The organism is Saccharopolyspora indica, from assembly GCF_027853965.1.
Lineage (GTDB): Bacteria > Actinomycetota > Actinomycetes > Mycobacteriales > Pseudonocardiaceae > Saccharopolyspora > Saccharopolyspora indica.
This window is the reverse complement of the sequence record NZ_JAQGLB010000020.1, coordinates 40,896-65,664: the sequence shown is the minus strand read 5'-3', so window position 1 is coordinate 65,664 and position 24,769 is coordinate 40,896. Positions and strand designations below refer to the sequence as shown.

21 protein-coding genes are annotated in these 24,769 nt (G+C 69.6%); 5 read left to right on the top strand and 16 right to left on the bottom strand.

Annotated elements, in window-relative coordinates; all coding sequences use genetic code 11:
* Nucleotides 1–191 precede the first annotated feature (191 nt).
* Nucleotides 192–1,421 (top strand): sensor histidine kinase, encoded by a 1,230-nt coding sequence (locus OU416_RS32020; RefSeq protein ID WP_270930798.1) that lies wholly within the window; start codon nt 192–194, stop codon nt 1,419–1,421.
* Here the strand turns inward: OU416_RS32020 and OU416_RS32015 are convergent.
* The 7 genes from OU416_RS32015 to dnaK form a co-directional block, all read right to left on the bottom strand.
* Nucleotides 1,414–2,559 carry a VanZ family protein gene (locus OU416_RS32015; RefSeq protein ID WP_270930797.1) on the bottom strand — a complete coding sequence of 382 codons (1,146 nt, stop codon included), beginning with the start codon at nt 2,557–2,559 and terminating at the stop codon, nt 1,414–1,416. The two genes, OU416_RS32020 and OU416_RS32015, sit on opposite strands and share 8 nt — an antisense overlap.
* Nucleotides 2,560–2,662: 103 nt before the next feature.
* Nucleotides 2,663–3,658 (bottom strand): YdcF family protein, encoded by a 996-nt coding sequence (locus OU416_RS32010; protein WP_270930796.1) that lies wholly within the window; start codon nt 3,656–3,658, stop codon nt 2,663–2,665.
* Between the two features lie 57 nt (nt 3,659–3,715).
* The gene (locus OU416_RS32005; protein WP_270930795.1) at nt 3,716–4,951 is read right to left on the bottom strand and encodes a hypothetical protein; all 1,236 of its coding nucleotides are present in this window, start codon (nt 4,949–4,951) and stop codon (nt 3,716–3,718) included.
* Nucleotides 4,952–4,989: 38 nt separating this feature from the next.
* Nucleotides 4,990–5,556 carry a DUF3558 domain-containing protein gene (locus OU416_RS32000; RefSeq protein WP_270930794.1) on the bottom strand — a complete coding sequence of 189 codons (567 nt, stop codon included), beginning with the start codon at nt 5,554–5,556 and terminating at the stop codon, nt 4,990–4,992.
* Between the two features lie 21 nt (nt 5,557–5,577).
* A complete protein-coding gene (locus OU416_RS31995; protein WP_270930793.1) occupies nt 5,578–5,997 on the bottom strand; it encodes a hypothetical protein in 420 nt (139 codons plus the stop codon).
* A 126-nt stretch (nt 5,998–6,123) separates the two neighbouring features.
* On the bottom strand, nt 6,124–6,951 hold the full coding sequence (locus tag OU416_RS31990; RefSeq protein ID WP_270930792.1) for an ESX secretion-associated protein EspG: 828 nt from the start codon (nt 6,949–6,951) through the stop codon (nt 6,124–6,126).
* A 248-nt stretch (nt 6,952–7,199) separates the two neighbouring features.
* Entirely contained in the window at nt 7,200–9,035 is a 1,836-nt protein-coding gene (gene dnaK, locus OU416_RS31985; RefSeq protein WP_270930791.1) for a molecular chaperone DnaK, read from the bottom strand.
* A 285-nt stretch (nt 9,036–9,320) separates the two neighbouring features.
* Here dnaK and OU416_RS31980 point away from each other — a divergent pair, with 285 nt between their 5' ends.
* Entirely contained in the window at nt 9,321–10,088 is a 768-nt protein-coding gene (locus OU416_RS31980) for a hypothetical protein (protein WP_270930790.1), read from the top strand.
* Between the two features lie 152 nt (nt 10,089–10,240).
* On the opposite strand, the gene OU416_RS31975 is transcribed toward OU416_RS31980, so the two are convergent.
* Nucleotides 10,241–10,810, bottom strand: coding sequence for a helix-turn-helix domain-containing protein (locus OU416_RS31975; protein ID WP_270930789.1), 570 nt, complete (start codon nt 10,808–10,810; stop codon nt 10,241–10,243).
* A gap of 88 nt (nt 10,811–10,898) precedes the next feature.
* Between OU416_RS31975 and OU416_RS31970 the strand changes: the two genes are divergently transcribed.
* Nucleotides 10,899–11,729, top strand: coding sequence for a class I SAM-dependent methyltransferase (locus tag OU416_RS31970; protein ID WP_270930788.1), 831 nt, complete (start codon nt 10,899–10,901; stop codon nt 11,727–11,729).
* A gap of 83 nt (nt 11,730–11,812) precedes the next feature.
* Here OU416_RS31970 and OU416_RS31965 read toward each other — a convergent pair whose 3' ends face one another.
* On the bottom strand, nt 11,813–12,364 hold the full coding sequence (locus OU416_RS31965) for a DUF3060 domain-containing protein (RefSeq protein WP_270930787.1): 552 nt from the start codon (nt 12,362–12,364) through the stop codon (nt 11,813–11,815).
* Between the two features lie 289 nt (nt 12,365–12,653).
* Between OU416_RS31965 and OU416_RS31960 the strand changes: the two genes are divergently transcribed.
* Nucleotides 12,654–13,067, top strand: a complete 414-nt coding sequence (locus OU416_RS31960) for a hypothetical protein (RefSeq protein WP_270930786.1) — start codon at nt 12,654–12,656, stop codon at nt 13,065–13,067.
* Nucleotides 13,064–16,816 carry an nSTAND1 domain-containing NTPase gene (locus tag OU416_RS31955; protein ID WP_270930785.1) on the top strand — a complete coding sequence of 1,251 codons (3,753 nt, stop codon included), beginning with the start codon at nt 13,064–13,066 and terminating at the stop codon, nt 16,814–16,816. Before OU416_RS31960 ends, OU416_RS31955 begins: the two co-directional genes overlap by 4 nt.
* 1 nt (nt 16,817) lies before the next feature.
* Here the strand turns inward: OU416_RS31955 and OU416_RS31950 are convergent, their stop codons facing one another.
* The 7 genes from OU416_RS31950 to OU416_RS31920 all read right to left on the bottom strand — a co-directional run bounded on the left by OU416_RS31950 (nt 16,818) and on the right by OU416_RS31920 (nt 24,769).
* Entirely contained in the window at nt 16,818–17,960 is a 1,143-nt protein-coding gene (locus OU416_RS31950; protein WP_270930784.1) for an MCE family protein, read from the bottom strand.
* On the bottom strand, nt 17,960–19,108 hold the full coding sequence (locus OU416_RS31945) for an MCE family protein (RefSeq protein ID WP_270930783.1): 1,149 nt from the start codon (nt 19,106–19,108) through the stop codon (nt 17,960–17,962). The genes OU416_RS31950 and OU416_RS31945 overlap by 1 nt, the downstream gene beginning before the upstream one ends.
* Before the next feature lie 250 nt (nt 19,109–19,358).
* Nucleotides 19,359–20,558, bottom strand: coding sequence for an MCE family protein (locus OU416_RS31940; RefSeq protein WP_270930782.1), 1,200 nt, complete (start codon nt 20,556–20,558; stop codon nt 19,359–19,361).
* Entirely contained in the window at nt 20,558–21,574 is a 1,017-nt protein-coding gene (locus OU416_RS31935; protein ID WP_270930781.1) for an MCE family protein, read from the bottom strand. Before OU416_RS31935 ends, OU416_RS31940 begins: the two co-directional genes overlap by 1 nt.
* Entirely contained in the window at nt 21,571–22,605 is a 1,035-nt protein-coding gene (locus OU416_RS31930) for an MCE family protein (protein WP_270930780.1), read from the bottom strand. Before OU416_RS31930 ends, OU416_RS31935 begins: the two co-directional genes overlap by 4 nt.
* Nucleotides 22,602–23,918: an MCE family protein gene (locus OU416_RS31925; protein ID WP_270930779.1), complete on the bottom strand. Its 1,317-nt coding sequence runs from the start codon at nt 23,916–23,918 to the stop codon at nt 22,602–22,604. Before OU416_RS31925 ends, OU416_RS31930 begins: the two co-directional genes overlap by 4 nt.
* Nucleotides 23,915–24,769: an MlaE family ABC transporter permease gene (locus OU416_RS31920; protein ID WP_270930778.1), complete on the bottom strand. Its 855-nt coding sequence runs from the start codon at nt 24,767–24,769 to the stop codon at nt 23,915–23,917. The genes OU416_RS31925 and OU416_RS31920 overlap by 4 nt, the downstream gene beginning before the upstream one ends.

Here is a 24,769-nt window from a genome sequence, read left to right as displayed (position 1 = left end):
TCGGACTTTCGTTCGTGAAAACCATGCGGCGAACGCTATTCCCGGGTGCGCTGCGCAGGCGTCGGACTCCAGGTGCATTCGCCGATCATCCGCCAGGCGCACGGAGATCGCGTGCGGCGCGGTCTCGTCATACCCGGGGAGTACGACCCGGGGTTCATCCGGCGCGACGCCGGTTGCCATAGGCTCGCCGCGTGGCTACCGAGAAGCTGAACGCGCCCGCGCCGAGCACCGCCGAACCGGACGAAGCACCGTTCGTCGGTTCGCGACCGTCCTGGCTCGCGGGCGTGCCGCGGTGGGTCGTGCTGGCCGCCATCAGCGCGATCACCTTCGCGCTCTCGGCCATCAACGTCCTGCAGAACCGCCCGGACTTCGGTGCGGCGCTGCCGCTGCTGACCGGTGCGCTGATCGGGGCGCTGGCGCTGCTGGGCATGCGCCGGTTCCCGATCACCGTGGTCGTCATCACCACGGTCCTGCGCTTCATCGAGCCGATGTCGTCGCTGGCGCAGCTGCCCGCTCTGTACGCGCTGGGCGCCTACGGCCGGAAGAACTGGCAGATCTGGGGCGTCGCGGCGCTGTGCGTCCTGCAGGAACTCGCCTCGTGGCTGATCAACGGGTTCGGCGGGAACATCGAATCCCTCCTCACCAGCCTCACGGCTTGGTCGCTCTTCCTCTTCTTCCCGATCGTGATCGGCCGCTACATGGCGGGCCGCCGCACGCGGCTGGTGCACTGGGTGGAGCGGGCCGAGCGCGCCGAGCGCGAACGCGCCCTGATCGCCGAGCGCACGCGCAGCGAGGAACGCGCCCGCATCGCCCGCGAGATGCACGATTCCGTTGCGCACCAGGTGAGTCTGGTCGTGGTGCACGCCGGGGCGCTGGAGATGGTGGCCAAGGCCGACCCGGAGAAGGCGGTCAGCGCGGCGGCGACCATCCAGCAGGTGGGCCGCGGTGCGCTGGACGAGCTGCGGCAGATGATCGGCGTCCTGCGCGCCAACCCCGGCGACGAGACGCCGGAGCCGCCGCAGCCGAAGCTCAAGGACCTCGAATCGCTCGTCTCGGCCTCCCGCGACGCCGGGCTCGACGTCGAGCTGGTCCTCACCGGCGACCGCCGCGACCTGTCCGACCAGGTGGAGCGCGCCGCGTACCGGGTCGTGCAGGAAGCGCTGACCAACGTCCACAAGCACGCGGGCGGCGCGCGGGCCACCGTCGCGCTGGACTACCGGCCGAAGCAGCTCGCCCTCTCGATCCGCAACGGCCGCCCGGCGGCGGGCTTCCAGCGCAGCCTGCCCAGCGGCGGCCAGGGCCTCATCGGCCTGGCCGAGCGGGTGCAGCTGGCCGGTGGCGAGATCAGCTCCGATCGGCTGCCCGACGGCGGCTTCGAGGTGTCGGCCACGCTCCCCGCGCAGCCGCGCGACCTCAGCTGAGCACCTCGGCCCGGTCGACGGCGCGCGAGTCGGTCAGCCGCAGGCCGGTGAACACGTAGGACAGCCCGCGGTGCCCGGCCGTGGGGAACAGCGCGATGAGCGAGGCCAGGCCGTAGCAGGTGGCGACCGTCCCCAGCATTCCTCCAGCCGAAAGCGCCGTGTCCAACTGGGTCAGGAACACGTAGCCCCCGACGCCGAACAGGCTGCGGACCATGCGCATCACCGGCCCGGCCGGTCGCCCGTCGCTCCTGGTGGCCTGCAACCGCACGATGCGCTGACCGAGGCTCGGCGCCTTGCCCACCAGCGGTACGACGACCGCCAGCAGCAACCACGGCACCCAGGGCGCCACCGCGGTCACCTCGGCGTACCCGGCCAGCTCGGGCAGCGGACCGATGTCGCCGCTGATCAGATCGCCGTGCACGGCGAGCAGGCCCACGTTGGCGGCGGTGCCGAAGACGACGGCGGTGAACTGGTAGGCCATCAGATCGCACACCATCGCCAGCAGCCGCCGCGACCTGGTCACCGGCCTCGGCTGGCCCGGGTCGGTGTCGAGGCGCTGGCCCGGCACCGCTCGCAGCACCGGTGCCGCGAGCGCGCCGAGCAGCGCACCGAGCCCGTTGGCCATCAGGTCGTCGACGTCGAACAGCCGGTACGCGCACGGGTAGAGGAACCAGATGCCGGTGACCTGCGTCAGCTCGATCAGCAGCGACACGCCCAGGCCGATCGCCGTGGTGGCGAGCACGCTGCGCTGGAACATGTACCGGACGAACATGCCCAGCGGCAGGAACAGCGCCACGTTCAGCAGCACCTGGGTCAGCGCCGGGTTGCGCAAGGTGGCGGCGATCCCGGTGCCGATCGCTTCCTTCTCCATGTCGGTGAGGAAGTTGAACGGGGTCCACTGTGGAGCGCTGGTGCCGTAGACCGCGCAGAAGTCCGGGCCCATGGCGGGCAGCGGGAGCAGCACGTAGGCGACCAGCCCGAGGCTGTAGACGAGCCCGGCCAGCGCCAGCGCGGCATTTCCGATGCCGAGTTCGCCGCGCCTGCGGTACTGCCTGGCGACGTAGGGGACGAACAGCGCGATCGCCAGCAGCGCCCCCAGCACGATGGCCACCACAGCCGGAAGCATTCGCGTGCTCACGAACTCCCCTTCACTCAAGACGAAGCAGCGCGGGAGTCAGCGCACGCCCCCGCGGATGAACGCGGCGATCCTATCCGGGAGGGCTCGAACCCGTGCCCCGGCCTCAGGAGTTCGGGGCCAGGCCGCCGAGGAACAGCAGCACGCAGATGCCGCCGTTGATCACCTTGTGCGAGAGGAAGACCGCCACGAACTCGCGGATCGTCGCGCTCGGCCAGTAGTACCGCGCGGTGGGCGAACCGATCACCTGGCCGTTGACCTTCTCCGCGCGGGCGATGCGCGCGGCCCGCATCACGTGGAAGTTGTTGGTGACCACCAGGCAGCGGAAGTCCGGCTTGACCTCCGCCATGATCGCCTTGCTGAACCGGAGGTTCTGGTCGGTGGTGCGCGACTGGTCCTCGACCAGGACCTGCTCGGCGGGCACCCCGCGCTCGATCAGGTAGTCGGCCATCGCACGCGCCTCGGGCAGCTCCTCGCCCGGCCCCTGCCCGCCGGAGGTGACCAGCAGCGGTTCCCTGCCCCGTGCGCGCTCGGCCTCGAACACCGCGCGGCCCCGGTCGAGCCTGCTGGCCAGCAGCGGCGGCACCCGGGAACCGAGCAGGCCGGAGCCGAGCACCACGATGAAGTCGACATCGGTCTTGTGCGGGAACTTGCCGTAGACGAAGGAGTACAGCAGGAAGCACACGAACAGGAACGACACGTAGAACAGCACGCTGGTCACGGCGTTGACGAACGCCGAGACCGCGCCCAGCTGGAAGTAGTTGGCCACGAAGCTCAGCACGATCAACCCGATGATCCCGAGCCCGGCGGCCAGCGACAGCAGGTTCGCCACCCGCCTGCCCTCCCGGCGCAGCATCGTGATCCCGTTGGCGATCAGGAACCCGGCGAGCACCAGCACCGTCACCGGCACCATGATCACCAGCACCGCGAGGGTCAGCGCCGCGGCGAACTCGTTGATCTTGGCGAGTTCGAACAGCAGCCCGGCGAGCACGAACATCAGGCAGAAGAACAGGTAGACGCCGTTGCGCACCCGACGCCGGTCGCGGATGAAGCCGATCAGGAAGATGCCGAACAGCACAGCGGCGATCACGAAGAAGAGCACGGCCAGAAGGCTAACCGACCGGCGATCGTTCCGGCATCGGCACGCTGCCCCGGCCGATCATGTCTGCTCGGGAGGTCGCGGCGGCTTGCCCTTGCGCGCCTCGGCCTCCCAGTCGCCGAACACCGGCGGAGCGACCTTGGGGATCTCGAGATCGCTCCACGCACCCCGGTCGCCCTTGACGAACTTGCGACCGTGCTCCTTGTCCTCCTCCTTCTGCCGCCCACCAGCCGCAGGCGCCCCACCGGCCACACCGCCGCTGCCGGACGCCCAGCGCGCGGCCGGGCTCGCGGAACCGGTGGAGCCCGGAGGCGTCGAGCCGCCGCCACTCCCGGAACGACCGCCACCGGGAAGGCCCTTCCCCGTGTCACCACCCCGGCCGGTCCCGGTGCCACCGCCACGCCCTGTCCCGGGCGAAGCCGGGCGACCGCCGCTCCCGCCCGGCGGCACGACCACGCCCCCGGCCACCCCGCCAGCGCCGCCGGGGGCAGGAGCACTCCCACCTGCCACCGGGCTGCCGCCCGCAGCAGGCGCCACCCACGCCGAGCCGGACTCAGCGGGCGCCACGGGTGCGGCGGCCGCGGCGGCCGGTTGGTCCGGCACCGACGGCGGCCCGGGATCAGCCACCGGCGGCACCGCGGGCTGCTCCGCCTCGGGCTTGGCGGTGGTGTGGCTGCTGGTCGGCTCGACCTTGTGCACCGGGTCGGTCTTCGCGGGCTCGACGTCGGCGGTGAACTTGGGCGGCGGCGAGAACTGTTGGATGCCGTTGATCCGCTCGTTCGTACTGCGGGCGTAGTCCTCGTACTGCTGCCGCGCCTGCGCTTCGATCTGGTCCCGCACTTCCTCGTGCCCCGCCCGGACTCCCGACTTCAGCGCGAACGCATACGGGTTGACGTAGTCACCCCAGCCGATGTTGTCCGGCGGAACCCGGTGCGGTTCCGGGAAAGCGTTCTTGAAGTCAGCCGACACGTCGGCCTGCTCCTCCACCGCCTTACCTGTCAGCTCCGCGATCTCGCTCGCTTCCCGAGTCGCACGGGCCAACGGAGTAACCGCCTCGCGCGCCTGATCGGCCGCTCCGCCCTGCATCAAGACCTCGGAGTCCTTCAACACCCGGCTCAACGCGGCATCAGCGTCCACGAATGCATCGCGCACCTCTCTTTGCCACGCCGCCCCGACGTGAGACATCGGAACGACCGACCCAGGCACGACCTGGTTGTACGTCTTCACATGATCGAATACGGCCTGAGCCTGCCCCGGTACCACTTGCTTCCCGAACAGCCAGTCGAAAGCTCCCATCATTCCCCCAGATCCTGACCCATCCGAAAGAATTTCCGTTACTCCTCCGGAAGATTTGACAGCACCATGTCCGTGATCTTGTCAGACATCGCGCACGGATCCGCATACTCCGGATTGCTCCGGCCATCCGCTCCGACCTGGAAGCTGACCAGCAGAAGCTCGGTCGCCGAAGTACCGACGTAGGTTCCGCAGGATCCGGCGCTCTGCCCGTAGTGCACCACCGGGTACCCGGAAACCTCGCCTGTCGGAACACCGTCCGAGACGTTCTTCGCCGTGTTCTTCAACCCCAGCCCCTGCGTGGTATCAGGTGAGATGCTGACCGTGAGCTGCCGGTTCCGCCAGCGGCAAGCCTGCTGATCCCAGAGACTCTCCTCTGGGACGCCGGTCGGCAGCGAGGCGAGTTGCTTGAGTTGCTGTGGGTTCAGCAGCTGGCAGGGGTCGCTGATGGTCTTGAGGCTCTTCGGCTGGTCGATGTGAAACGGGTCTGCCTCCATCGGCGGATTCTGTTGAACAACAGGGTCTTTGGCTACTGCAAGGGTGTAGGACGTGTACCAGATTCCTGCACCCAGGAGCAGAGTGCCCACAGCGACGACAACGATGAGCACGACTTGTTTCGCCTGCACAGGTCAGCCACCCATCCTGTTGTCCTCATCGATGCGCTGATGGTCCCGGATCGCCGCCTGAACAGCCTTCTCGAACGCCTCAATCCAGACGATCAGAGCTTCGGCCGTATCGAACAGGCTGCCTTCTCCACCGTGCGCACGTTCACGAATCTTCTGGGCAGCACTCATGGTCACGTCATCGTCGGCTGGCGCCCGGAAGTTCGCGAGCCGCATCGCCTGGTCTCGGGCGAACTCGAACTTGGCCCGGACCTCGTCCAAACCCGCCAGCACCTTCGGGAGCTGCTCGGGCTGGATGTGGAAGGTCTCGGTACCGGCGTAGGTTCCCACGGCGATCAACGCCGCGCCGCTGACCAGATCGAACGGGGTCAGAACGCCTTCCGCTGTCAGCTCCGCTGCCGTTCGCGGCGATATCGGAACATTCACCTGATCCCCCTGGAAAGAGGCTTCATTGCGCCTGATACTGTCAGCTTCAGCCGGAAAGCCAACAGTTCCGGGATGGTCTTCACGCAATCTTCATCAGTTCGTGTTCATCGAATCCTGCTTTCGGGTTCACCGCCGGCATTCAGCACACGTGCGCATCTCTTCGTGGTAACCGCGGAGCGCCGCAGCAATCACGCCAACATCCCCCGGAGATACCAGCACTTCTACCCCATCCGGCGGTTGCGGAATCTGCGCGACGCGCCCAGAAGAATTGTGGTGAACGGTAATAGCCCACGGTGCAAAACGCTTCCGGCCGACACCATCCCTGATCGCGACGTTGAACTGCCCCGTCACGCGGTCTGCCATCCTCGCCAGTCGCCCCGCCTCACGAGCGTCGGCCGGGTCGATGTCGGCCTTGCCGAGTTCGTAGGCGATCCAGTCTCCCTGGTCCGCCTTGTGGTTCTCCGCTTCCAGCGCCGCCGCCGCGAGGAGTTCCGTTGGCAGCAGGACGCTTCGCCCGTTCGCCGGGTTGACTTCCGGGAGGCATTCCACCACCGATCGTTCCGCCTCGCTGGTGGCGACTTCGTCGATCCACACCTGGTCGCCGCGGAGGACGATGCGGAACGCCAGGTTGCTCACCGCCGCCACGGCGCGGGTTTCCGGCCGGCCGGGTTCGGTGAGGTACAGGTACGTCAGGGAGCGGCCGTGGACCAGGGCCGACACGATCTCGTACCACTCGTCGCTCAGCCGGCCGCCGGCGATCCATCCTCTGGCGCGGACGCTCGCCTCGGCAGCCTCCAGCACCTCCTCCGGGTTCGCCGGCTGGTCCAGCCCGCTGTCGCGGGACGTGATGAACGCGGGGATGTCGAACCTGCGCCGCGCTCCGGCTCCCCCGGTCTCGCGACGTGCCTTCTCGTGCCGCACGATCGCGCCGAATTCCCAGAAGCTGCACTCCACCCCAGACCTCGCAATGCCGCACGCACGGAACTTTCGAGGACCTTCGAGACTAGCCAGACCGCGACATCAATCCAGAAGCCGGGAACTCAATCACCGGAACAGACCAGCGACCGTCCACAGAGGAACGCGGCAATTCCGGGGAGCGGCCGGGAACCACGCGCACCTACCCCGTTCGGCGGACGCGATGCATTCTCGCGAATTTCCGGAGGAATATTCCGAAAATTGTCACCCCGAAGCGAATCCGCTGGTCACTCCTTCTTCTTGTCCTCCTCGTCGACGACCTCGGCGTCGACGACGTCCTCCGCCGCCTGCTCCGGTTCCTCCGGTCCGGCGTCCTGCTGCGCCTGGCGCCCGTACATCGCTTGGCCGATGGCCTGCGAGGCGGTCGCCAGGTGGTCGACCGCCGAACGGATGCGTTCCACGTCTTCGCCCTTGAGCGCTTCGTTGACTTCCTTGATCGCGTCCTGCACCTGGTTGCGCGTGTCGGCCGGGATCTTGTCCGCGTTGTCGGTGAGGACCTTCTCGGTCTGGTAGACGAGGGTCTCGGCCTGGTTTCGGGTCTCGGCCTCCTCGCGGCGCTTGCGGTCCTCGTCGGCGTGCGCCTCGGCGTCCTTGACCATCCGGTCGATGTCGTCCTTCGGCAGCGCCGAGCCACCGCTGATCTTGATGGACTGGTGGCGACCGGTGCCCAGGTCCTTCGCCGAGACGTGCACGATGCCGTTGGCGTCGATGTCGAAGGTGACCTCGATCTGCGGCAGACCGCGCGGCGCCGGCGGCAGTCCGGTGAGCTCGAACATGCCGAGCTTCTTGTTGTGCGCGGCGATCTCGCGCTCGCCCTGGAACACCTGGATCATCACCGACGGCTGGTTGTCGTCGGCGGTGGTGAAGGTCTCGGAGCGCTTGGTCGGGATCGTGGTGTTGCGCTCGATCAGCTTGGTCATGATGCCGCCCTTGGTCTCGATGCCCAGGGACAGCGGGGTGACGTCGAGCAGCAGGACGTCCTTGACCTCACCGCGCAGCACACCGGCCTGCAGGCTGGCGCCGACCGCGACGACCTCGTCCGGGTTCACGCCCTTGTTCGGCTCCTTGCCGTCGGTCAGCTCGCGCACCAGGTCGGTCACCGCGGGCATCCGCGTCGCGCCGCCCACCAGCACCACGTGGTCGATGTCGCCGACCTTGATCCCGGCGTCCCGGATCGCGTTGCCGAACGGCTTGCGGCAGCGCTCCAGCAGGTCGGAGGTGATCCGCTCGAACTCGGCGCGGGAGAGCGTCTCGTCCAGGAACAGCGGGTTCTTGTCCGCGTCGACCGTGATGTAGGGCAGGTTGATGCTGGTCTGCGAAGAGCTGGAGAGCTCGATCTTGGCCTTCTCCGCGGCTTCCTTGATCCGCTGCATGGCCATCCGGTCCTTGGTCAGGTCGATGCCCGACGACGCCCGGAACTTCTCCACCAGCCACTCGACGATGCGCTCGTCCCAGTCGTCACCACCGAGGTGGGTGTCGCCCGAGGTCGCCTTGACCTCGACCAGCCCTTCGCCGACGTCGAGCAGCGAGACGTCGAAGGTGCCGCCACCGAGGTCGAAGACCAGGATGGTCTGCTCCTTCTCGCCCTTCTCCAGGCCGTAGGCCAGCGCGGCCGCGGTCGGCTCGTTGACGATCCGCAGCACGTTCAGACCGGCGATCTGCCCCGCTTCCTTGGTCGTCTGCCGCTGCGAGTCGTCGAAGTAGGCCGGGACGGTGACGACCGCGTCGGTGACCTCCTCGCCCAAGTACGACTCGGCGTCCCGCTTGAGCTTCATCAGCACGCGAGCGCTGATCTCCTGCGAGGTGTAGGCCTTGTCGTCGATCTGCACCTTCCAGTCGGTGCCCATGTGCCGCTTGACCGACCGGATGGTGCGGTCCACGTTGGTGACCGCCTGGTTCTTCGCGGGCTGACCGGTCAGCAGATCGCCGTTCTTCGCGAACGCCACCACCGAGGGCGTGGTCCGCGAGCCCTCGGAGTTGGCGATCACCGTCGGTTCACCGCCCTCCAGGACCGCCACCACGGAGTTGGTCGTCCCCAGATCGATGCCCACCGCGCGACCCATCACGCACCCCTCTCCGACTCGCTGCCGTCGAGCCCTTCGAGGTCGATGTCCTCAGTATGGGAATGCCCCACGAGCACGTCCACCTGGGCAAACCGGGGATCCGGCCGCGGAGGTGGGCAGCGCAGCTCACGCAATGTGACGGGTGGTGCGACCGAGGGCGGTGAGGCGCTCCGCACGCTGAAGCGGGCGAACGCGTCGAACGCATGACATTTGCCCGAAAACAGGAGAACGAGGGCGATTCACGTGCTTCGATGCTGATCCGCAAAACCTTGTCGAGGAGCTTCGATGACCCACCCCGGCCCGCCGCAGCAGTACCCGCAGGAGGGACAGCCCCACGGGCAGTACCCGCAGCAGGTTCCGCAGGGCCAGCAGCATCCGCAGCAGTACGTCCAGCACGCGTACCCCCAGTGGGGGCAGATGCCGCCGCAGCAGGGCAAGCGCAAGAGCAAAGGCCCGCTGATCGCCGTGCTGGCCGTGGTGGGCGTGGTGCTCCTCGCCGGCGCCGCGGTGGGCGGCCTCTTCTTGATGGAGGAGTTGGCCAAGGAGGAGAAGCCGGTGGTCAACACCTCGCTGGACCTGCCGAAGGCCCCTCTGGGCTGCGCGCTCTTCGAGGAGAACGAGGTCGCGCCGTACATCCCCGGCCGCACGGACTACGAACCCAGCTCCTTCGGCAGCCAGACGAAGACGAAGGAGAGCGCGCAGTGCAGCTGGAGCAACCGCGACACCTTCCGCGATGACAAGGTCCCCAACACCAGCGTGTGGGCCACCAGCTACATCTGGCACGCCACCTCCCAGCAGTCCGGCGTCGACCAGGCGAAGGAGGAGATGGAACGCGAGGGCAGGGCGAGCCGCAAGGCCGGCGACGTGCACGTGCCCGGCGCCGACGAGGCGATGCTGCGGGAAGTCACCGACAACAAGGTGGAGGTCATCAGCCGGTACCGCAACGTCATCTACAAGATCAGCTACGACACCCGCGCCGATGGTGCCAACCTCAAGCGGCCGGCGACCGAGCTGACCGCCCTCGTGATCAGCAAGATCACGAGCGGGAGCTGACAGCGCGTGACACCTCTGTGTCCACCCCAGTCCTGCTCAACCGCACCTCAGGGGACCGTGACGCAACCCAGCCACAAGAAACCCCCACAACGCAAGATCACTCCGAAACGCAACCACCACTGAAAATCCCGGAGAGGCGGGACAGCGGGAAGTCACGCGCCGCGGGGCTTGGCGCGGACGTGCATCTTCTCGCCCTGCGGGCCGAAGAGGCTGAGCACCTCCACCGGCGCTTCGCCGGTGCTGCCGAACCAGTGCGGGACGCGGGTGTCGAACTCGGCCGCTTCGCCCACCTTGAGCACCACGTCGTGCTGGGCCAGCACCAGCCGCAGCTTGCCGCTGAGCACGTAGAGCCACTCGTAGCCCTCGTGGGTGCGCTGGTCGGGTTCGCTGCGCTCCGGGCCGATGATCATCTTGAACGCCTGCAGCCCGCCCGGCTGCTGGGTGAGCGGCACGATCGTGGTGGCGTCGCCCTGCTTGAACGGCTTCATCCGCACCCGCGGGTCGCCGACCGGCGGCGCGCCGACCAGTTCGTCCAGCGGCACCTGGTGGGCGTGCGCGATCGGCAGCAGCAGTTCCAGGCTCGGTTTGCGCTGCCCCGACTCCAGGCGCGAGAGCGTGCTGACCGAGATCCCGGTCTTCTCCGACAGCGCCGCCAGCGTGCACTTGCGCTGCTGGCGGATGCCCTTGAGGCGCGGTCCGACCGCGGCGAGCACTTCATCCATGCTCGTATTGCAGAAACAGCAACAGGATTTGTCAAGTCGGCGAGGCCGAGCGCACCGTGGTGGCAGGACAACCGGGATTGGAGTGCAGATGACCGACCACGACTGGGCGGCGATGGCCGACGTGCTCGAACTCGAAGGGGAGGCGTACCGGCCCTACGTGCAGCTGGCGCTGGCCGAGCTGGCGCAGCTGGAGCCGCGGCGGATCACGGACGTCGGCAGCGGCCCGGGCGTGGCCGCCTGCCAGCTGGCGGCCGCGTTCCCGAAGGCCGAGGTGACCGCCGTCGACGGCACGCCGGAGCTGCTGGCGCGGGCCGAGCAGCGGGCGAAGCGGCTCGGGGTCGAACTGCGCACCCAGGTCGCCGAGTTCCCGGCCGGGCTGGACGACCTCGGCACCGCGGACCTGATCTGGACGGCGCAGACCGTGCACCACGTCGGCGACCAGCAGGACGCGCTGGACCGGCTGGCGCGGCTGCTGGCGCCGGGCGGCGTGCTGGCGGTCGTGGAGGGCGGGCTGCCGACCCGCTGGCTGCCGCACGACTTCGGCTTCGGCCGACCCGGACTGCAGTCGCGCATCGACGCGGCGATGTCCGAGCGGTTCAACCAGATGCGCGCCGAACTGCCCGGCTCGGTCGCGACGGTGGAGACCTGGGCCGACATGCTGCGCGCGGCAGGCCTCGACGGCACCCGCAGCAAGACCTTCCTGGTCGACCGCCCGGCCCCGCTGGACGACGGAACCCGGCGGTGGCTGCGCGGAACGGCCGAGCGCTACCGCCACGGCCTCCAGGACCACCTGGACGCCGAGGACCTCGCCGCGCTGGACCGCCTGCTGGACCCGGCCGACCCGATGGGCCTCGACCAGCGCCCGGACCTCTTCCTGCTCACCGCGAAGACGGTCCACTTCGGGCACAACCCGGCCTGACCGATCGGCGCAGGCAGAGCCCGTGAGCGTTTTGTGGTGCTATAACCCCACAAAACGCTCACGGGCTTTCACCTGCGGAACGGTCAGGGTGTCGCCGAGCCGCCCTGGGAGACGGTGCCGCCCTTGTTGACCACCTGCGGCCGGCCGGAGGCGTAGTGCACCGCGCTGCCGGGGCCGACCGCGATGATCTTCTGCGCGGAGCCCACGTCGACGGTGGAGTTGCCGCCCTGGACCTTGACCAGCGAGCAGGCGCCGTTGAGCGTCAGGTCGGCGTCGCTGGCCAGCACGATGACCTTCCGGGCCGCGCAGTCCTCGGTCAGCGAGGTGCCGTTGGCCCGGACGATCAGCGGAGCCCCGCCGCCCCGGTGGTCGCCGCCCTGGTAGTCGTCGGCGGATTCGTCCTGCCCGGTGGTGTCGCCCTCGCCGGTGGCACCGACAGCCTCGTCCACGTCATCCACGACCGGCAGCGGCGCGGCCTGCGCGTCGGCGGACGCCGAGGCCTCGCCTGACTCGGACGCCGCCTGGCCGCCCGAGCCGCACCCCGCCACCAGCAGCGCGGTCAGCCCGGCACCCGCCAGGACCACTGCGGCGCGACGAACCCCGGACAAGCCGTCCCTCAGAGGATCTACCTGCATGTTCAACAAAATATCAACCTTGAGTTCCGTGTCGACCCCCTGGCCACACCTGGGGTGATCTCCCTCTCCAGGCCCGAACGGCGCGGTGACCGTTCGGCCCATCGAATCAGAAATCGCTTCACATTCTGTGAACGATGAAGAGCTCGCCCATTCATGGCATATTCCGCGAATTTCGGAATCCTTTCGACGTCGGCGTGAACCTTTTCGATTCCCAACCGCGCGACCAATGCGGTGGTCTATGGTCACCGACCAAGTCGAGCACCCAATAGCCCTTCATCGGGGGGACGAAATGGATCCCGAACTCGCCGCCTTGGCGTCGTCCGCGGCGAACACGCTGGTGGAATCGCTGACGACCAGTGCGTGGCAACAGGCCAAGAACGGGCTCGGAGCGCTGTGGCGCCGAGTGCACCCCGAGCAGGCCGAGACCGTGGAAGCGGATTTCGACGGCTCCCGAGAGGAAGCGCTGGCGGCCGCCCGAACCGGCGATGAAGAGGCCGCGGGGGAAGCGCTCACCGCGGAATGGCGGTCCCGGCTGCACCGCTTGCTCAACAAGAACCCCGAGCTGGCCACCGAACTGAGCCGGTTGATCGAGGAGCTGCGCCCCGCGCTGCCGGAGAGCAGCACCTCGACGATGTACGGCAGGGCGTCCGAGCACGGCAGGGTCTACCAGGCCGGCCGCGACATGCACTTCAACGAGCGGTGAAGCCCGACGAGAAGGCCGGAGCGCCCCACCTCTCGGCTCGTGCGTCCGAATTCGCGAACATCTTCCAGTCGCTCCGCGATCAGCACTTCCACTTCTACGACCGTGAGGGCCGGTCGACGCACCGCGCGCTCCCGACGGATGGCATCTGCCCGTACCCGACCGACATGGCGGCGTTCGGCCCGGCGGACCAGCAGTGGTTCTTCGGCCGCGACCACCTCGTCGCCGACCTCCTGCAGCGCCTCGACCAGCGGCGGAAGGACGAGCACGGCCCGCTGGTCGTCGTCGCGCCCTCCGGGGCGGGGAAGTCCTCGCTGCTCCAAGCCGGGCTGATCCCCATGCTCGCAGCAGGCGCGCTGCCGGGTTCCGCGCGTTGGCCCCGGCTGCTGTTCACCCCCACCGGCGACCCGGTTCGCGCCTTCGCCGCCGAGCTCGTCGGTCTCATCGGTGACGACCCGGACGAGATCCAGCAGCAGTTCACCGATCCCGTTCAGCTCGGCGAACGCCTGCGTGAGGCGCTGCGCGAACGGGCGGCCGCCGGGGAGGAATCGGGGGCGAGCCTGGTGGTGATCGTCGACCAGCTCGAAGAGCTGTTCACGATGTGCACCGACGTGGCGGAACGGCAGCGCTTCCTCGCGCTGCTCTCGCACCTCGCCCAACCAGGGCCGGGCGGCGGAGCCCCGACCGCGCTGGTGGTCTACGCGCTGCGCGCCGACTTCTACGCGCAGTGCACCGACCACCCCCAGCTGCGCGACGCGTTGCAGAACGGGCAGGTCGTCGTCGGCCCGATGAGCCGGCTGGAACTGCGCCAAGCGATCGTCTTCCCGGCGCGGAGGGCGCGCCTGGGAGTCGAAGAAGCGCTGGTCAGCATCCTGCTGCGCGATCTCGGCGTGCCCGACGACGACGCAGCCGGGTACGAGGCCGGGCGACTGCCGCTGCTGGCCCACGCGCTGCGGGTCACCTGGCAGGTGCGCGAAGGCGATCAGCTCACCGTCGCCGGATACGGCAGAACGGGCGGGATCCAGCACGCGGTGGCGACCACCGCCGACGGTGTGTACGACGCGCTCCTCTCCACCGAGCAGCATGCCGCGCGGACCCTGCTCCTGCGGCTGGTCAAGATCGGCGACGGCACCGAGGACACCCGCAGGCGGATGTCCCGCTCCGAGCTGCTGGCCGATCTGCCCGATCAGCAGATCGCGCGGGACGTGCTGGAGAGGTTCACCCGGGCCCGCCTGCTCACCCAGCAGCAGGACACCGTCGAGATCACCCACGAGGTCCTGCTCCGCGCCTGGCCCCGGCTGCGCCGCTGGATCGACGACGACCGGTCCGGCAACCTGATCCGCCAGGCGCTCGACGAGGACGCCACCGCCTGGGATCGCGACGGGCGCAGCCCTGCCCTGCTGTACCGGGGAAAGCGGCTCGACGACGCCCGCGCGTGGAGCAGGGCGCATCAGGGCGAGGCGAACACGCTGGCCTCGGCGTTCCTCAGCGCATCCGCCCGGCGGAAGCGCTTGCTCACCGGTGCGGGCTACACGGCGGTCGCGCTGGTCGGCGTGCTCGCCCTGGTCGCGACGCTCGCGGCGGCGGACGCCTTCCGGCAGCGCGACAAGGCCGTCTTCAACCAGGTCACGGCGCAGGCCGATCGCCTGCAGGACGTCGACGTGTCCCTGTCGGCCAAGCTGAACCTCACCGCCAGCCACATGCGCCCGGACGACCCCGACGTCCGGATGAGCCTCGTCGCCGCCGAGAACACCCCGCTCTCGTCGCTGCTGACCGGCCACTCCGGCCGGGTGGGCTCGGTGACCTACAGCCCGGACGGGCGCACCCTCGCCAGCACCGGTGAGGACAAGACGGTGCGGCTGTGGAACCTCTCCGATCCCGCTCGTCCCGCGCCGCTCGGGCCGCCGCTGACCGGGCACACCGATACGTCGACGCAGACGGCGTTCAGCCCGGACGGGCGCACCCTCGCCTCCGGGAGCAACGACGGCGCGGTCCGGCTGTGGAACGTCGCGGACCCGGCGCATCCCGTTCTCCTCGGCCAGCCGCTGACGGACCAGATCGGCGAGATCTCGGACGTGGCGTTCAGCCCGGACGGGCGCACGCTGGCCACCACGGGGGAGAACGGCACGGCGCGGTTGTGGAACGTCGCCGACCCGGCGCGTCCAGTGATCTTGGGAACTCTCTCCAGCGGGTACTCCGGATACCTCGCTTCCGCTTCGTTCAGCCCCGACGGCCGCACGCTCGCCACTGCCGGGAAAGACGGGCTGCTGTTGCTGTGGAACGTCGCCGATCCCGCCAATCCGGCGCCACTGGGCAAGAACCTCGACGGCCACAACGGCAACGTCCAGTCCGCGGTGTTCAGCCCGGACGGGCGGCTCCTGGCCGCGTCCAGCGATGACAAGAAGACGCTGCTGTGGAACGTTTCCGATCCCGCGCAGCCCGTGCTGCTGGACCGGGCGATGACCGGACACACCGGCCCGGTGTTCTCGGTGGCCTTCAGCCCTGACGGGCGGGTGCTGGCCAGCGCCGGTGTCGACCGGACCATCCGGTTGTGGAACATCTCCGATCCCGCCTACCCGGTGGCCCTGGGCGAACCGCTGAGCGGGCACGGCAACTACGTGAGCTCGGTGGCGTTCAGCCCCGACGGCAACGCGCTGGCGAGCAGCAGCAACGACGGCACGATCCGGGTGTGGCACCTGCCGCGCACCCTGCTGACCGGCCACACCCACTTCGTCAGATCGGTGGCGTTCAGCCCGGACGGGCGCACGCTGGCCAGCGGCGGCGATGACCAGACCGTGCGGTTGTGGGACGTTTCCACCGGCACCCGCCCGGCACCGCTGGGCGAACCCCTCACCGGCCACACCGACGCCGTGTGGTCGGTGGCGTTCAGCCCCGACAGGCGCACGCTGGCCAGCGCGGACGTCGATGGCACCGTGCGGTTGTGGGACGTCTCCAGGCCAGCGCACCCGGTGGCCGGGCAGGCCTTGGCCGGTGACCCCAGTCCACTGTGGTCCGTCGAGTTCAGCCCGAACGGGAGAATCCTGGCCGGGGCGCGGGAGAACGGGACGGTCCAGCTCTGGAACGTCGCCGACCCGGCTCACCCGGAACAGCTCGGAGGCCCCTTCCCCATCGGCAGCGAGAAAGCGCATTCGGTCGCGTTCAGCGCGGACAACCGCAAACTGGCCGTGGGAGGCGACGACGCGGTCCGGTTCCTGGACATCACCGACCCGGCACGGCCGACAGCTCTGCCGCTGATCAGCAGCGAGGGAGGCAGCGTGCAATCGGTGGCCTTCGGCCCCACCGATGATCTCCTGGCCACCACCGGATACGACCTGAAGGTGCGGCTGTGGGACGTCTCCGACCCGGCGAACGCCGAACTGCTGGGGCAGCCCCTGACCGGCCACACGAACTTCGTGACGGCAGTGGCCTTCACCCCGGACGGCCGCACCATGGCCAGCTCGGACAACGACGGCGCAGTGCGGTTCTGGGACGTCTCCGATCCGGCCAACCCGAAACCGCTCGGCCAGCCCTTCACCGGCCACACCGACGCGGTGTGGGGCCTGGCCTTCAGGTCCAACACCACGCTGGCCACCGGCAGCCACGACCAGTCGGTGCAGCTGTGGAACCTGGATCCGGGCTTCGCCTCGAACCGCGTCTGCGCCGTCACCAACGACAACGTCCTGACCGAGGAGGAGTGGCGCAAGTACGTCTCCCCCGAGCTGGCGTTCGACCCGCCCTGCCAACCGTCCTGACTCACCTGAACGGCGGCGGGGCGGGCACCGGGTCCGGGATCGGCTGGCGCGGGGCGTTCTGGGAGCCCCGGACGCTGATCACGCTGCCCGGCGGTTCGGCGCAGTGCAGGTCCTCGTTGATCGGGCCCGGTGCCGTTTCGCTGCCCGGGCGGCGGGGCGTGTCCTCGTAGCCGCGGGTGCAGGCGATCGGGTTGAAGAAGTTCAGGACCAGCCCGAGGTGACCGGTGCCGTCCGGGGCCAGCGTGTGCGAGAACGCCGAGATCACCGGCAGGGCCACCAGCAGCTGCTCCATGCCCTCGGTGCGCACCTCGGTGATCTTCATCGTGGTCAGCATGTTCGCCGCGACCACGCCGAAGTCGGTGCCCGCGCTGTCGAGCAGCGCCTGGACCTCCTGCCCGGCCGCGGGCGCGTCGCGGATGATGCCGCGCAGGTCCGGGTCGGATTCCTTGAGCTGCCCGGAGATCTCGCGCAGGCCCTGGCTGAAGGACACGATCTCCTCGGCCTGCTGCTGCTGGGTGCGCAGCACGACGTCGCTGTTGGCGAGCAGCGAGGTGGTCTGCGGCAGGTGCTGCTCGGCCGCGGCGGTCACCGAGCTGGTCGCGTCCAGCAGCCGCTGCAGGTGCGCGCCGGAGCCCTCGAATGCGGTGCCGACCTCGTCGACGACCGTGCGCAGGTCGTCGACCGGCACGCTGCCCACCAGCCGGTCGAGGTCGACCAGCAGCGATTCCGGCGGCAGCGGCACGGCCGTGCGGTCCTGGGCGACCACGGCCCCGCTCGCCAGGTACGGGCCGCCTTCGCGCTCCGGCCGCAGATCCAGGTACTGCTCGCCGACCGCGGACCGGTTGGCCACCACCGCGCGGGTGTCGGCCGGGATCTGCGGGGCGGAGTCGTCGATGTGCAGTTCGGCTTCGAGGCCGGTCTCGGTGAGCCGCATCGCGGTGACCCGGCCGACCGCCACGCCCCGGTAGGTGACCTCGGAGTTGGTGAACAGCCCGCCGGAGTCCGCCAGCTGCACGGTGACCGAGTAGCCGTTGCCGCCGACGAGCCGGTCCAGCCCGGCGTAGCGGCCACCGGTGTAGCCGATGCCGACCACGGCCAGGACCAGGAACAGCGCCAGGTGCACCTTGGTCTTGCGGCTGAACATCACTGGCCTCCCAGCAGCGGCGGGACGGAGGGCGGCGGCGTGGAGCCGGGCACCGGCAGCGGGAGCGGCGGCAGCGCCGGGGCCGGTGGCGGCGGCCGCAGGCCCGGCTGGCCGGCGTCGGTGAGGCCGGGGATCGGGATCAGCGGGCCGGAGGAGCGCGAGAGGTTCTCCACGATGCTGCTCAGGTCCAGGTCGAAGCGGACGTCGGCGTTGACGAAGTCGCCCTTGAGCGGCTTCATCACGTACTCCGGGAACGGGTAGGTGGCCAGGAAGCCGATCGCGTCCGGCAGCGCGTCACCGGTGTCGGCGAGCTTCTGCAGGGTGGGCGCGAGCGCGTGCAGGTCGGCGAGCATGTCCTCCCTGCTGCGGTTGACGGTGTCGACCGCGACGCCGGAGAGCCGGTCCAGCGATTCCAGCATCGACACCAGCTGACCGCGCTGCTCGTTGAGCACCTGCAACCCCGGCCCGATGCCGTCGAGCGCGGCCGAGACGGTGCCGGTCTGCTCGCGCAGCGTCGTGGACAACCGGCCGAGCCCGTCGATGGCGCGGGTGATGTCCTCCCGCTGACCGTCCAACCTGGACACCGTCTCGTCCAGGTTGCCCAGCAGCGAGCGGATCTCCGCCTCGTTGCCGGTGAAGGCCTTGTTCAGCTCCTTCACGATGTCCTGCAGCTGCGCCACCCCGCCGCCGTTGAGCAGCATCGACAGCGCGCCGAGCACCTCCTCGATCTGCGGGTTGCGGTTGGTGCGCTCCAGCGGGATCACCGCGCCGTCGGCGAGCTCGTCGGACGCGGGCTGCTCGGGTGCGGCGAGCTCGACGAACTTCTCCCCCAGCAGGCTGGACTGCCGCAGCCGGGCATCGGCGTTGGCGGGCAGCCGGACGTCGCCGTTGACCGACATCGACACCAGCGCAGTGGTGTTGTCCGGGCCGAGCTCGATGCGCTCCACCCGGCCGACCGGCACGTCGTTGACCTTCACGCTGGACTGCGGCACCAGGTCGAGCACGTCGGCGAACTGCGCGCTGACCCGGTACGGCCGGTCGCCCAGCTCGGCGCCGCCGGGCAGCGGCGCGTTGTAGAGACCGGTGAACCCGCCCGCCGAACAACCGGACACCAGCAGCAGCACCACCACCAACGAACACCGCTTCACCGGAAGCTCTTTTCATTCTGGCTGGCCGCAGCCGCGACGCTCGACCGGCTATGCCGCGGAAGCTGTCGCATGCGCCGCGAGGCGCATGACCCACCCTCGCAGCTCGCACCGCCGCGGGTTCTCAGCGGTTTCCTGGCGAGGACAGCCCGTTCGCCGTGTATCGGACATACATAAGAACGGGATCCCGCAGCCAGGGAACCGCTGAGGTTCCGCCACCCGCACCGCCACGCAAAACGAGCCTGGAAAAACCTCATTGGGAGCCTCCTTCGCGCGAGGCGTCGACGAGCGGTAGCGGCAAGGGCGGGAGTTCGCCTTGCTGGAGGTGGTGCAGGGCCTCGCCGATCGAGGGCAGGCCGAGCTTGCCGTCGAGCACCGGGGCCAGCTCGTCGCAGGTCTTCTTCAGGTCCTCGGGCACCGGTTCCGGCAGGCTGTGCTGGATCAGCTTGCACACCATCAGGATCGGCGGGTGGGTGAGCTCGTTGAGGTGCCCGCGCACGGTCACGCTGCCGGAGGCCGCGTCGTAGGCGTTGATGAAGTTCGTCGCGCCCAGCGGTGCCACGTCGAGCACCTCGCCCAGCGCTTGGCGCTGGTCCACCAGCGCCTGCGTGACACCGGTCAGGTTCTCCACGTTGGACGAGAACTGCTCGCGGTTGTCCCGGATGAACGCCGAGACATCGCCCAACGCCACGGCCAGCGAGCTCAGCGAGGCACCCATCTGGTCCTGCTCGCTCGCCAGGAACCCGGCGACGTCGGCAAGCCTGCCGTTGAACTCCCGGATCTGCCCGTCGCTGGCGGCCAGCGCGGCGGTGAACTCGTTCAGGTTGTCCACCGTGGCGAACAGGTCGTCCTGGTTGTCCTGCAGCGTTCCGGCCAGGTCGCCGAGCCGCTGGATCGTCGCGTTGAGGTTCTCGCCGTTGCCCTCCAGCGCCGCGGCCGAGGTGTTGAGCACGTCGGTCAGCGCGCCGGTGCTGTTGGCCCCGTCCGGCCCGAGCGCCTCCGCCAGCGACTTGGCGCTGTTGTAGAGCTCGTCGAGCTCGGCCGGGGTGGCCGTGCGGTCCTTGTCCAGCACCGCGCCGGTGGCCAGCTCCGGGCCGCCGGAGTAGGCCGGGGTGAGCTGCACGTACCGGTCGCTGACCAGGCTCGGCGCCACCACCACGGCCTTGACGTCGGCCGGGATCTGCACGTCCCGCTCGACGTGCAGGTCGACGCGGACCACCTCGCCCTGCGGCACCACCGCGTCGATGCGCCCCACCTCGACGCCGAGCACCCGCACGCTCGACCCGGCGTAGACGCCGACGGCCTTGTCGAAGTAGGCGGTCAGCTGCTTGCCCGGATCGCTGAACACCCACCACAGGCCGGCGCTGACCAGCAGCACCAGCGCGCTGCCGATGCCGAGCACCTTGATCAGCGGCGACTTCCGGCGCGGCTCTTCCTCGTCCGGTGTGGACATCAGTCACCTCCCACTGGTCGGCTCGGCACCGGGAGCTCGCAGGAGGTCGTGTTCGTCTGCAGCGGCCCGGCGTTGATCGGGGGCGGGAACAGCCCGCAGATGTAGCCGTCGAACCAGCGCCCGTTGCCGACGGTGTTGTTGAACCCGCGCACGTAGGGCGCCATCGCCTCGATGGTGCGGCCCAGGTTGTCCTGGTTGCGCTGCAGCATCTCGGTCAGCTGGTTGAGCTGGTCCAGCGTCGGCCGCAGCTGCGCCTGGTTGTCGGCGACCAGGCCGCGCAGCTCGTCGGAGAGCTTCTGGGTGCCGCTCAGCAGCGAGGAGATGGCACCGCGGCGCTGCTGCAGCTCGGTCAGCAGGAGGTTGCCGTCGGCGATCAGCCGCTGCACCTGCTCGTCGCGGTCGGCGACGATCCGGCTCACGCCGCTGGTGTTGCGCAGCAGTTCGCTGAGCTGCTGGTCGCGCGAGGAGATCGTCTGCGACAGCGCGGAGAGCCCGTCGACGGCCTCCCCGAAGTGCTCCGGCGCACCGCGGAAGGTGTCGGCCAGCACCCGGAAGCTCTGCGCGAGCTGCTCGCCGTCGACCTCCTCGGCGGTGCGGGTGAGCTGGTCGAGCGCGTCGGGGATGTCGAACGGCGCGGCGGTGCGCTCCACCGGGATCGGCTCGGCCAGCTCCTGCTCGCCTTCCGGTTGCAGCGCAAGGAACTTCTCGCCGAGCAGCGTCTTGATCTCGATCCCGGCGCGGCTGCGGTCGCCCACCTCGGCGTCGTCGACGCGGAAGGACACCAGCACCCGGTTGCCCTCCAGCGACACGTCGGTGACCTCGCCGCTGCGGATGCCCGCGATGCGCACGTCGTTCCCGGCGGCCAGCCCGGCCGATTCGGTGAAGTAGGCCTGGTAGGTGCTCCCGCCGAGCACCGGCAGGTCCTTGGCGAAGAACGCGCCGCTGGTGACGAGCACCAGCAGCACGATCGTCACCACCCCGACGACCGCCTGGTTCCGCTCCCGCAACGGTTTCACGACTGGCACCTCTCCGGCATCTCCGACGGCGGCGCGGGCAGGATCGGGATCTTGATGTTGAGATCGGAGATCCCGACGGTGCCCGACATCCGGCACAGGTAGAAGTTGAACCAGCTCCCGTAGCTCACCGTCCTGGTCAGCGCGTTCAGCCGCTCCGGCACGGTCTGCAGGTCGTGCTCCAGCTTGGGCATCTCGGCGTTGAGCACGGTGGTGAACCGCTGGAGCTCGGCGATGTTGCGCTGCAGCGGTTCCCGGCCCTCGGCGAGCAGATCACCGGTGGTGCCGGCCAGCTCGTCGAGCGCGGCGACCGCCTCGCCGACCGGTTCGCGCTGCTCGGCGAGCCCGCTGGTGAGCTGCTGCAGCGAGGTGATCAGCTCGCCCAGCTGCGGGCCGCGCGCGTTGACCGCGCCGACCGCGGTGTTGAGGTTGTCGATCACCTGGCCGATCACCTCGTCCTTGCGGGCGAGCGTGGTGGTCAGCGAGGCGGTGTGCGAGAGCAGGCTGTCCACCGTGCCCGCTTCACCTTGCAGCACCTGGACGAGTTCGCCGGAGAGCTGGTTGACGTCCTCCGGCGAGAGCGCCTGGAACAGCGGCTTGAAGCCGTTGAACAGCGCGGTGAGGTTCAGCGCCGGGTGGGTGCGCTCCAGCGGGATCTCGCCGCCCGGCGGCAGCACCTCGTCGCCCTCGCCGATGGGTGCGTCCAGCGCGAGGTAGCGCTGCCCGGCGAGGTTGCGGTACTTCACCGTCGCCGAGGCGTCCACCGGCAGCCGGCGATTCGCGTCGACGTCGAAGCTCACCAGCGCGTGCTTGGCGTCGACGACCTCCAGCCCGGTGATCCGCCCGACCTTGACCCCGGCCATCCGCACGTCGTCGCCGAGGTTGAGCCCGGAGGCGTCGGCGAACCGCGCGGTGTAGGCGCTGGAGGAGCTGGACGTCGACGCCGCGATGGTCATCGCCAGCACTCCGGTCAGCACCACCGTGACCAGCGCGAACAGCAGCAGCTTGAGGAGCGGCGCAGTGATCGACCTCATTTCACCTCCACCTCGGCCCCGCGGTAGACCGGCCCGACCAGCAACCCGCTCCACCCCGGCACGTCCTCCCTGGCGACGCCGAGCTGCGGGGCGAGCAGCGTCGAGAGGAGCTCGCGCTCGGCCGGAGCGTTGGCCACCGACTGCGGGGTGGTCGACGCCGGGGACGCCCACGGGAACACCTCGTCGCGGTCGCGCGGCGGTTCCGGGAACGTCGAGCCGTCCTCCACCGGACCGCCCGGCGGGTACTGCGGGAAGGTGTCCGGCGGCTCGACCCACGGGTAGCAGCGCGGCCCCCGCTGGTCCAGGTACTTCGGATCGTCCACGCCGGGCAGGTACTTGCCGCGGCTGCCGGTGATCTCGATGGTGAACTTGGCGATCTCCGGGTTCTCGGTGCCCTTGCCGAAGGACGCCTCGGCCGTCGGGATGGAGTCCGCGAACTGCTTGAGCATGCACGGGTACTGCGGCGAGTACTCGGCCAGCAGCTCCAACGTGGACCGCGAGCTGCTGGTCAGGTTGATCAGGTTGTCCTTGTTCAGGGCCAGGAACCGGTCGAGGCTCTCGGCGCTGGTGGTGACGCTGCCGATCATGTGCTGCAGCTGGGTGCGCTGCTCGGCCAGCGTCCGGCTGGTGGTGGTCAGATCTCCCAGCGCCTGCGCCAGATCCGGCACCGCCTCGGAGTAGGTGTCGGCCACGTCGTCGATGCGGGCGATGACCGACTCCAGCTTCGGCAGCGAGGGGTTGAGCCGCTCCAGGTAGCTGTCCAGCTGCACCAGCGTGTCGCCCAGCTGCTCGCCGCGGCCGTCCAGCGCCGTCGACACCGCGGTCAGCGTCGTGGACAGCTTCTCCGGCTGCACCGCCTGCAGCACCGGCATCAGCTCGTCGAGCACCTTCTCGACCTCGATGGCCGAACTGCTGCGGTCCTGCGGGATCACGTCGCCGTCGGCGAGCACCTGCGAACCGCCGCCCTCCGGGATCTGCAGCGCGACGTAGCGCTCGCCGAACAGCGTCTTGGGCAGCAGCCGCGCCGACGCGCCCGCCGGGATCAGCTCGGCCTGGTCCGGTTTCAGCGCCAGCTCCAGCACCGCGTGGTCGCCGACCGCGCGCACGTCGCGGACCTCGCCGACCACCACACCGCGCGCCTTGACGTCGGCGCCGACGCGCATCTGGTTGCCGATCCGGTCGGTCTCCAGGCTCACCGCCACCACCGGCGTGAACGCCTTGCGGTACATCGCGATGGTGCCCGCGAAGAACATCCCGGCCGCGACCAGGAAGGCCACTCCGAGCGCCTGGTAGCGGCGCCTGTTCCCGTTCATCCGGAGATCCGAACCGTCGTGGTGGAACCCCAGATGGCCAGGCTGAGGAAGAAGTCCAGCACCGAGATCAGCACGATCGAGGTGCGCACCGCCCGGCCCACCGCCATCCCGACCCCGGCGGGCCCGCCGCGCGCGGTGTAGCCGTAGTAGCAGTGCGTCAGGATCACCGCGAGACTGAACACGATCACCTTCCCGAAGGACCACAGCACGTCCTCGGGCGGCAGGAACAGGTGGAAGTAGTGGTCGTAGGTGCCCGCCGACTGGCCGTAGAACCACACGGTGATCTGCCGGGAGGCGAAGTAGGAGCCCAGCAGCCCCACCACGTACAGCGGGATCACCGCGGTCACCCCGGCGATCACCCGGCTGGTCACCAGGTACGGCACGGTCCGCACGCCCATCACCTCCAGCGCGTCGATCTCGTCGGAGATCCGCATCGCGCCCAGCTGCGCGGTGAACCCGCAGCCCACGGTCGCCGACAGCGCCAGGCCCGCGGCCAGCGGCGCGACCTCGCGGGTGTCGAAGTAGGCGGCGATGAAGCCGGTCAGCGCGGAGGTGCCCAGCTGGTCCAGCGAGGAGTAGCCCTGCAGGCCGACCACCGCGCCGGTGGCCACGGTCATGCCGATCATCACGCCGAGGGTGCCGCCGATGACGGCCAGCGCCCCGCTGCCGAACACCACCTCGGTCAGCAGCCGCGCGGTCTCCCGCGAGTAGCGGCGCAGCGTGACCGGGGCCAGCGCGAGGGCGCGCAGGTAGAACGAGAGCTGCCAGCCCAGGCCCGCGAGCGCGTCCCCGGGTCCGCGCAGGAACTGGTTGCGCGCCGGGGAGGCGGCGACCGGATCGACGACGGCCAT

Coding starts and splice junctions, on each gene's coding strand:
- OU416_RS31960 (WP_270930786.1), top strand. CDS start 12,654: ATGGATCCCGAACTCGCCGCCTTGGCGTCGTCCGCGGCGAACACGCTG.
- OU416_RS31975 (WP_270930789.1), bottom strand. CDS start 10,810: ATGGATGAAGTGCTCGCCGCGGTCGGACCGCGCCTCAAGGGCATCCGC.
- OU416_RS31970 (WP_270930788.1), top strand. CDS start 10,899: ATGACCGACCACGACTGGGCGGCGATGGCCGACGTGCTCGAACTCGAA.
- dnaK (WP_270930791.1), bottom strand. CDS start 9,035: ATGGGTCGCGCGGTGGGCATCGATCTGGGGACGACCAACTCCGTGGTG.
- OU416_RS32005 (WP_270930795.1), bottom strand. CDS start 4,951: ATGGGAGCTTTCGACTGGCTGTTCGGGAAGCAAGTGGTACCGGGGCAG.
- OU416_RS31920 (WP_270930778.1), bottom strand. CDS start 24,769: ATGGCCGTCGTCGATCCGGTCGCCGCCTCCCCGGCGCGCAACCAGTTC.
- OU416_RS31965 (WP_270930787.1), bottom strand. CDS start 12,364: ATGCAGGTAGATCCTCTGAGGGACGGCTTGTCCGGGGTTCGTCGCGCC.
- OU416_RS31980 (WP_270930790.1), top strand. CDS start 9,321: ATGACCCACCCCGGCCCGCCGCAGCAGTACCCGCAGGAGGGACAGCCC.
- OU416_RS31950 (WP_270930784.1), bottom strand. CDS start 17,960: ATGTTCAGCCGCAAGACCAAGGTGCACCTGGCGCTGTTCCTGGTCCTG.
- OU416_RS31925 (WP_270930779.1), bottom strand. CDS start 23,918: ATGAACGGGAACAGGCGCCGCTACCAGGCGCTCGGAGTGGCCTTCCTG.
- OU416_RS31940 (WP_270930782.1), bottom strand. CDS start 20,558: ATGTCCACACCGGACGAGGAAGAGCCGCGCCGGAAGTCGCCGCTGATC.
- OU416_RS31930 (WP_270930780.1), bottom strand. CDS start 22,605: ATGAGGTCGATCACTGCGCCGCTCCTCAAGCTGCTGCTGTTCGCGCTG.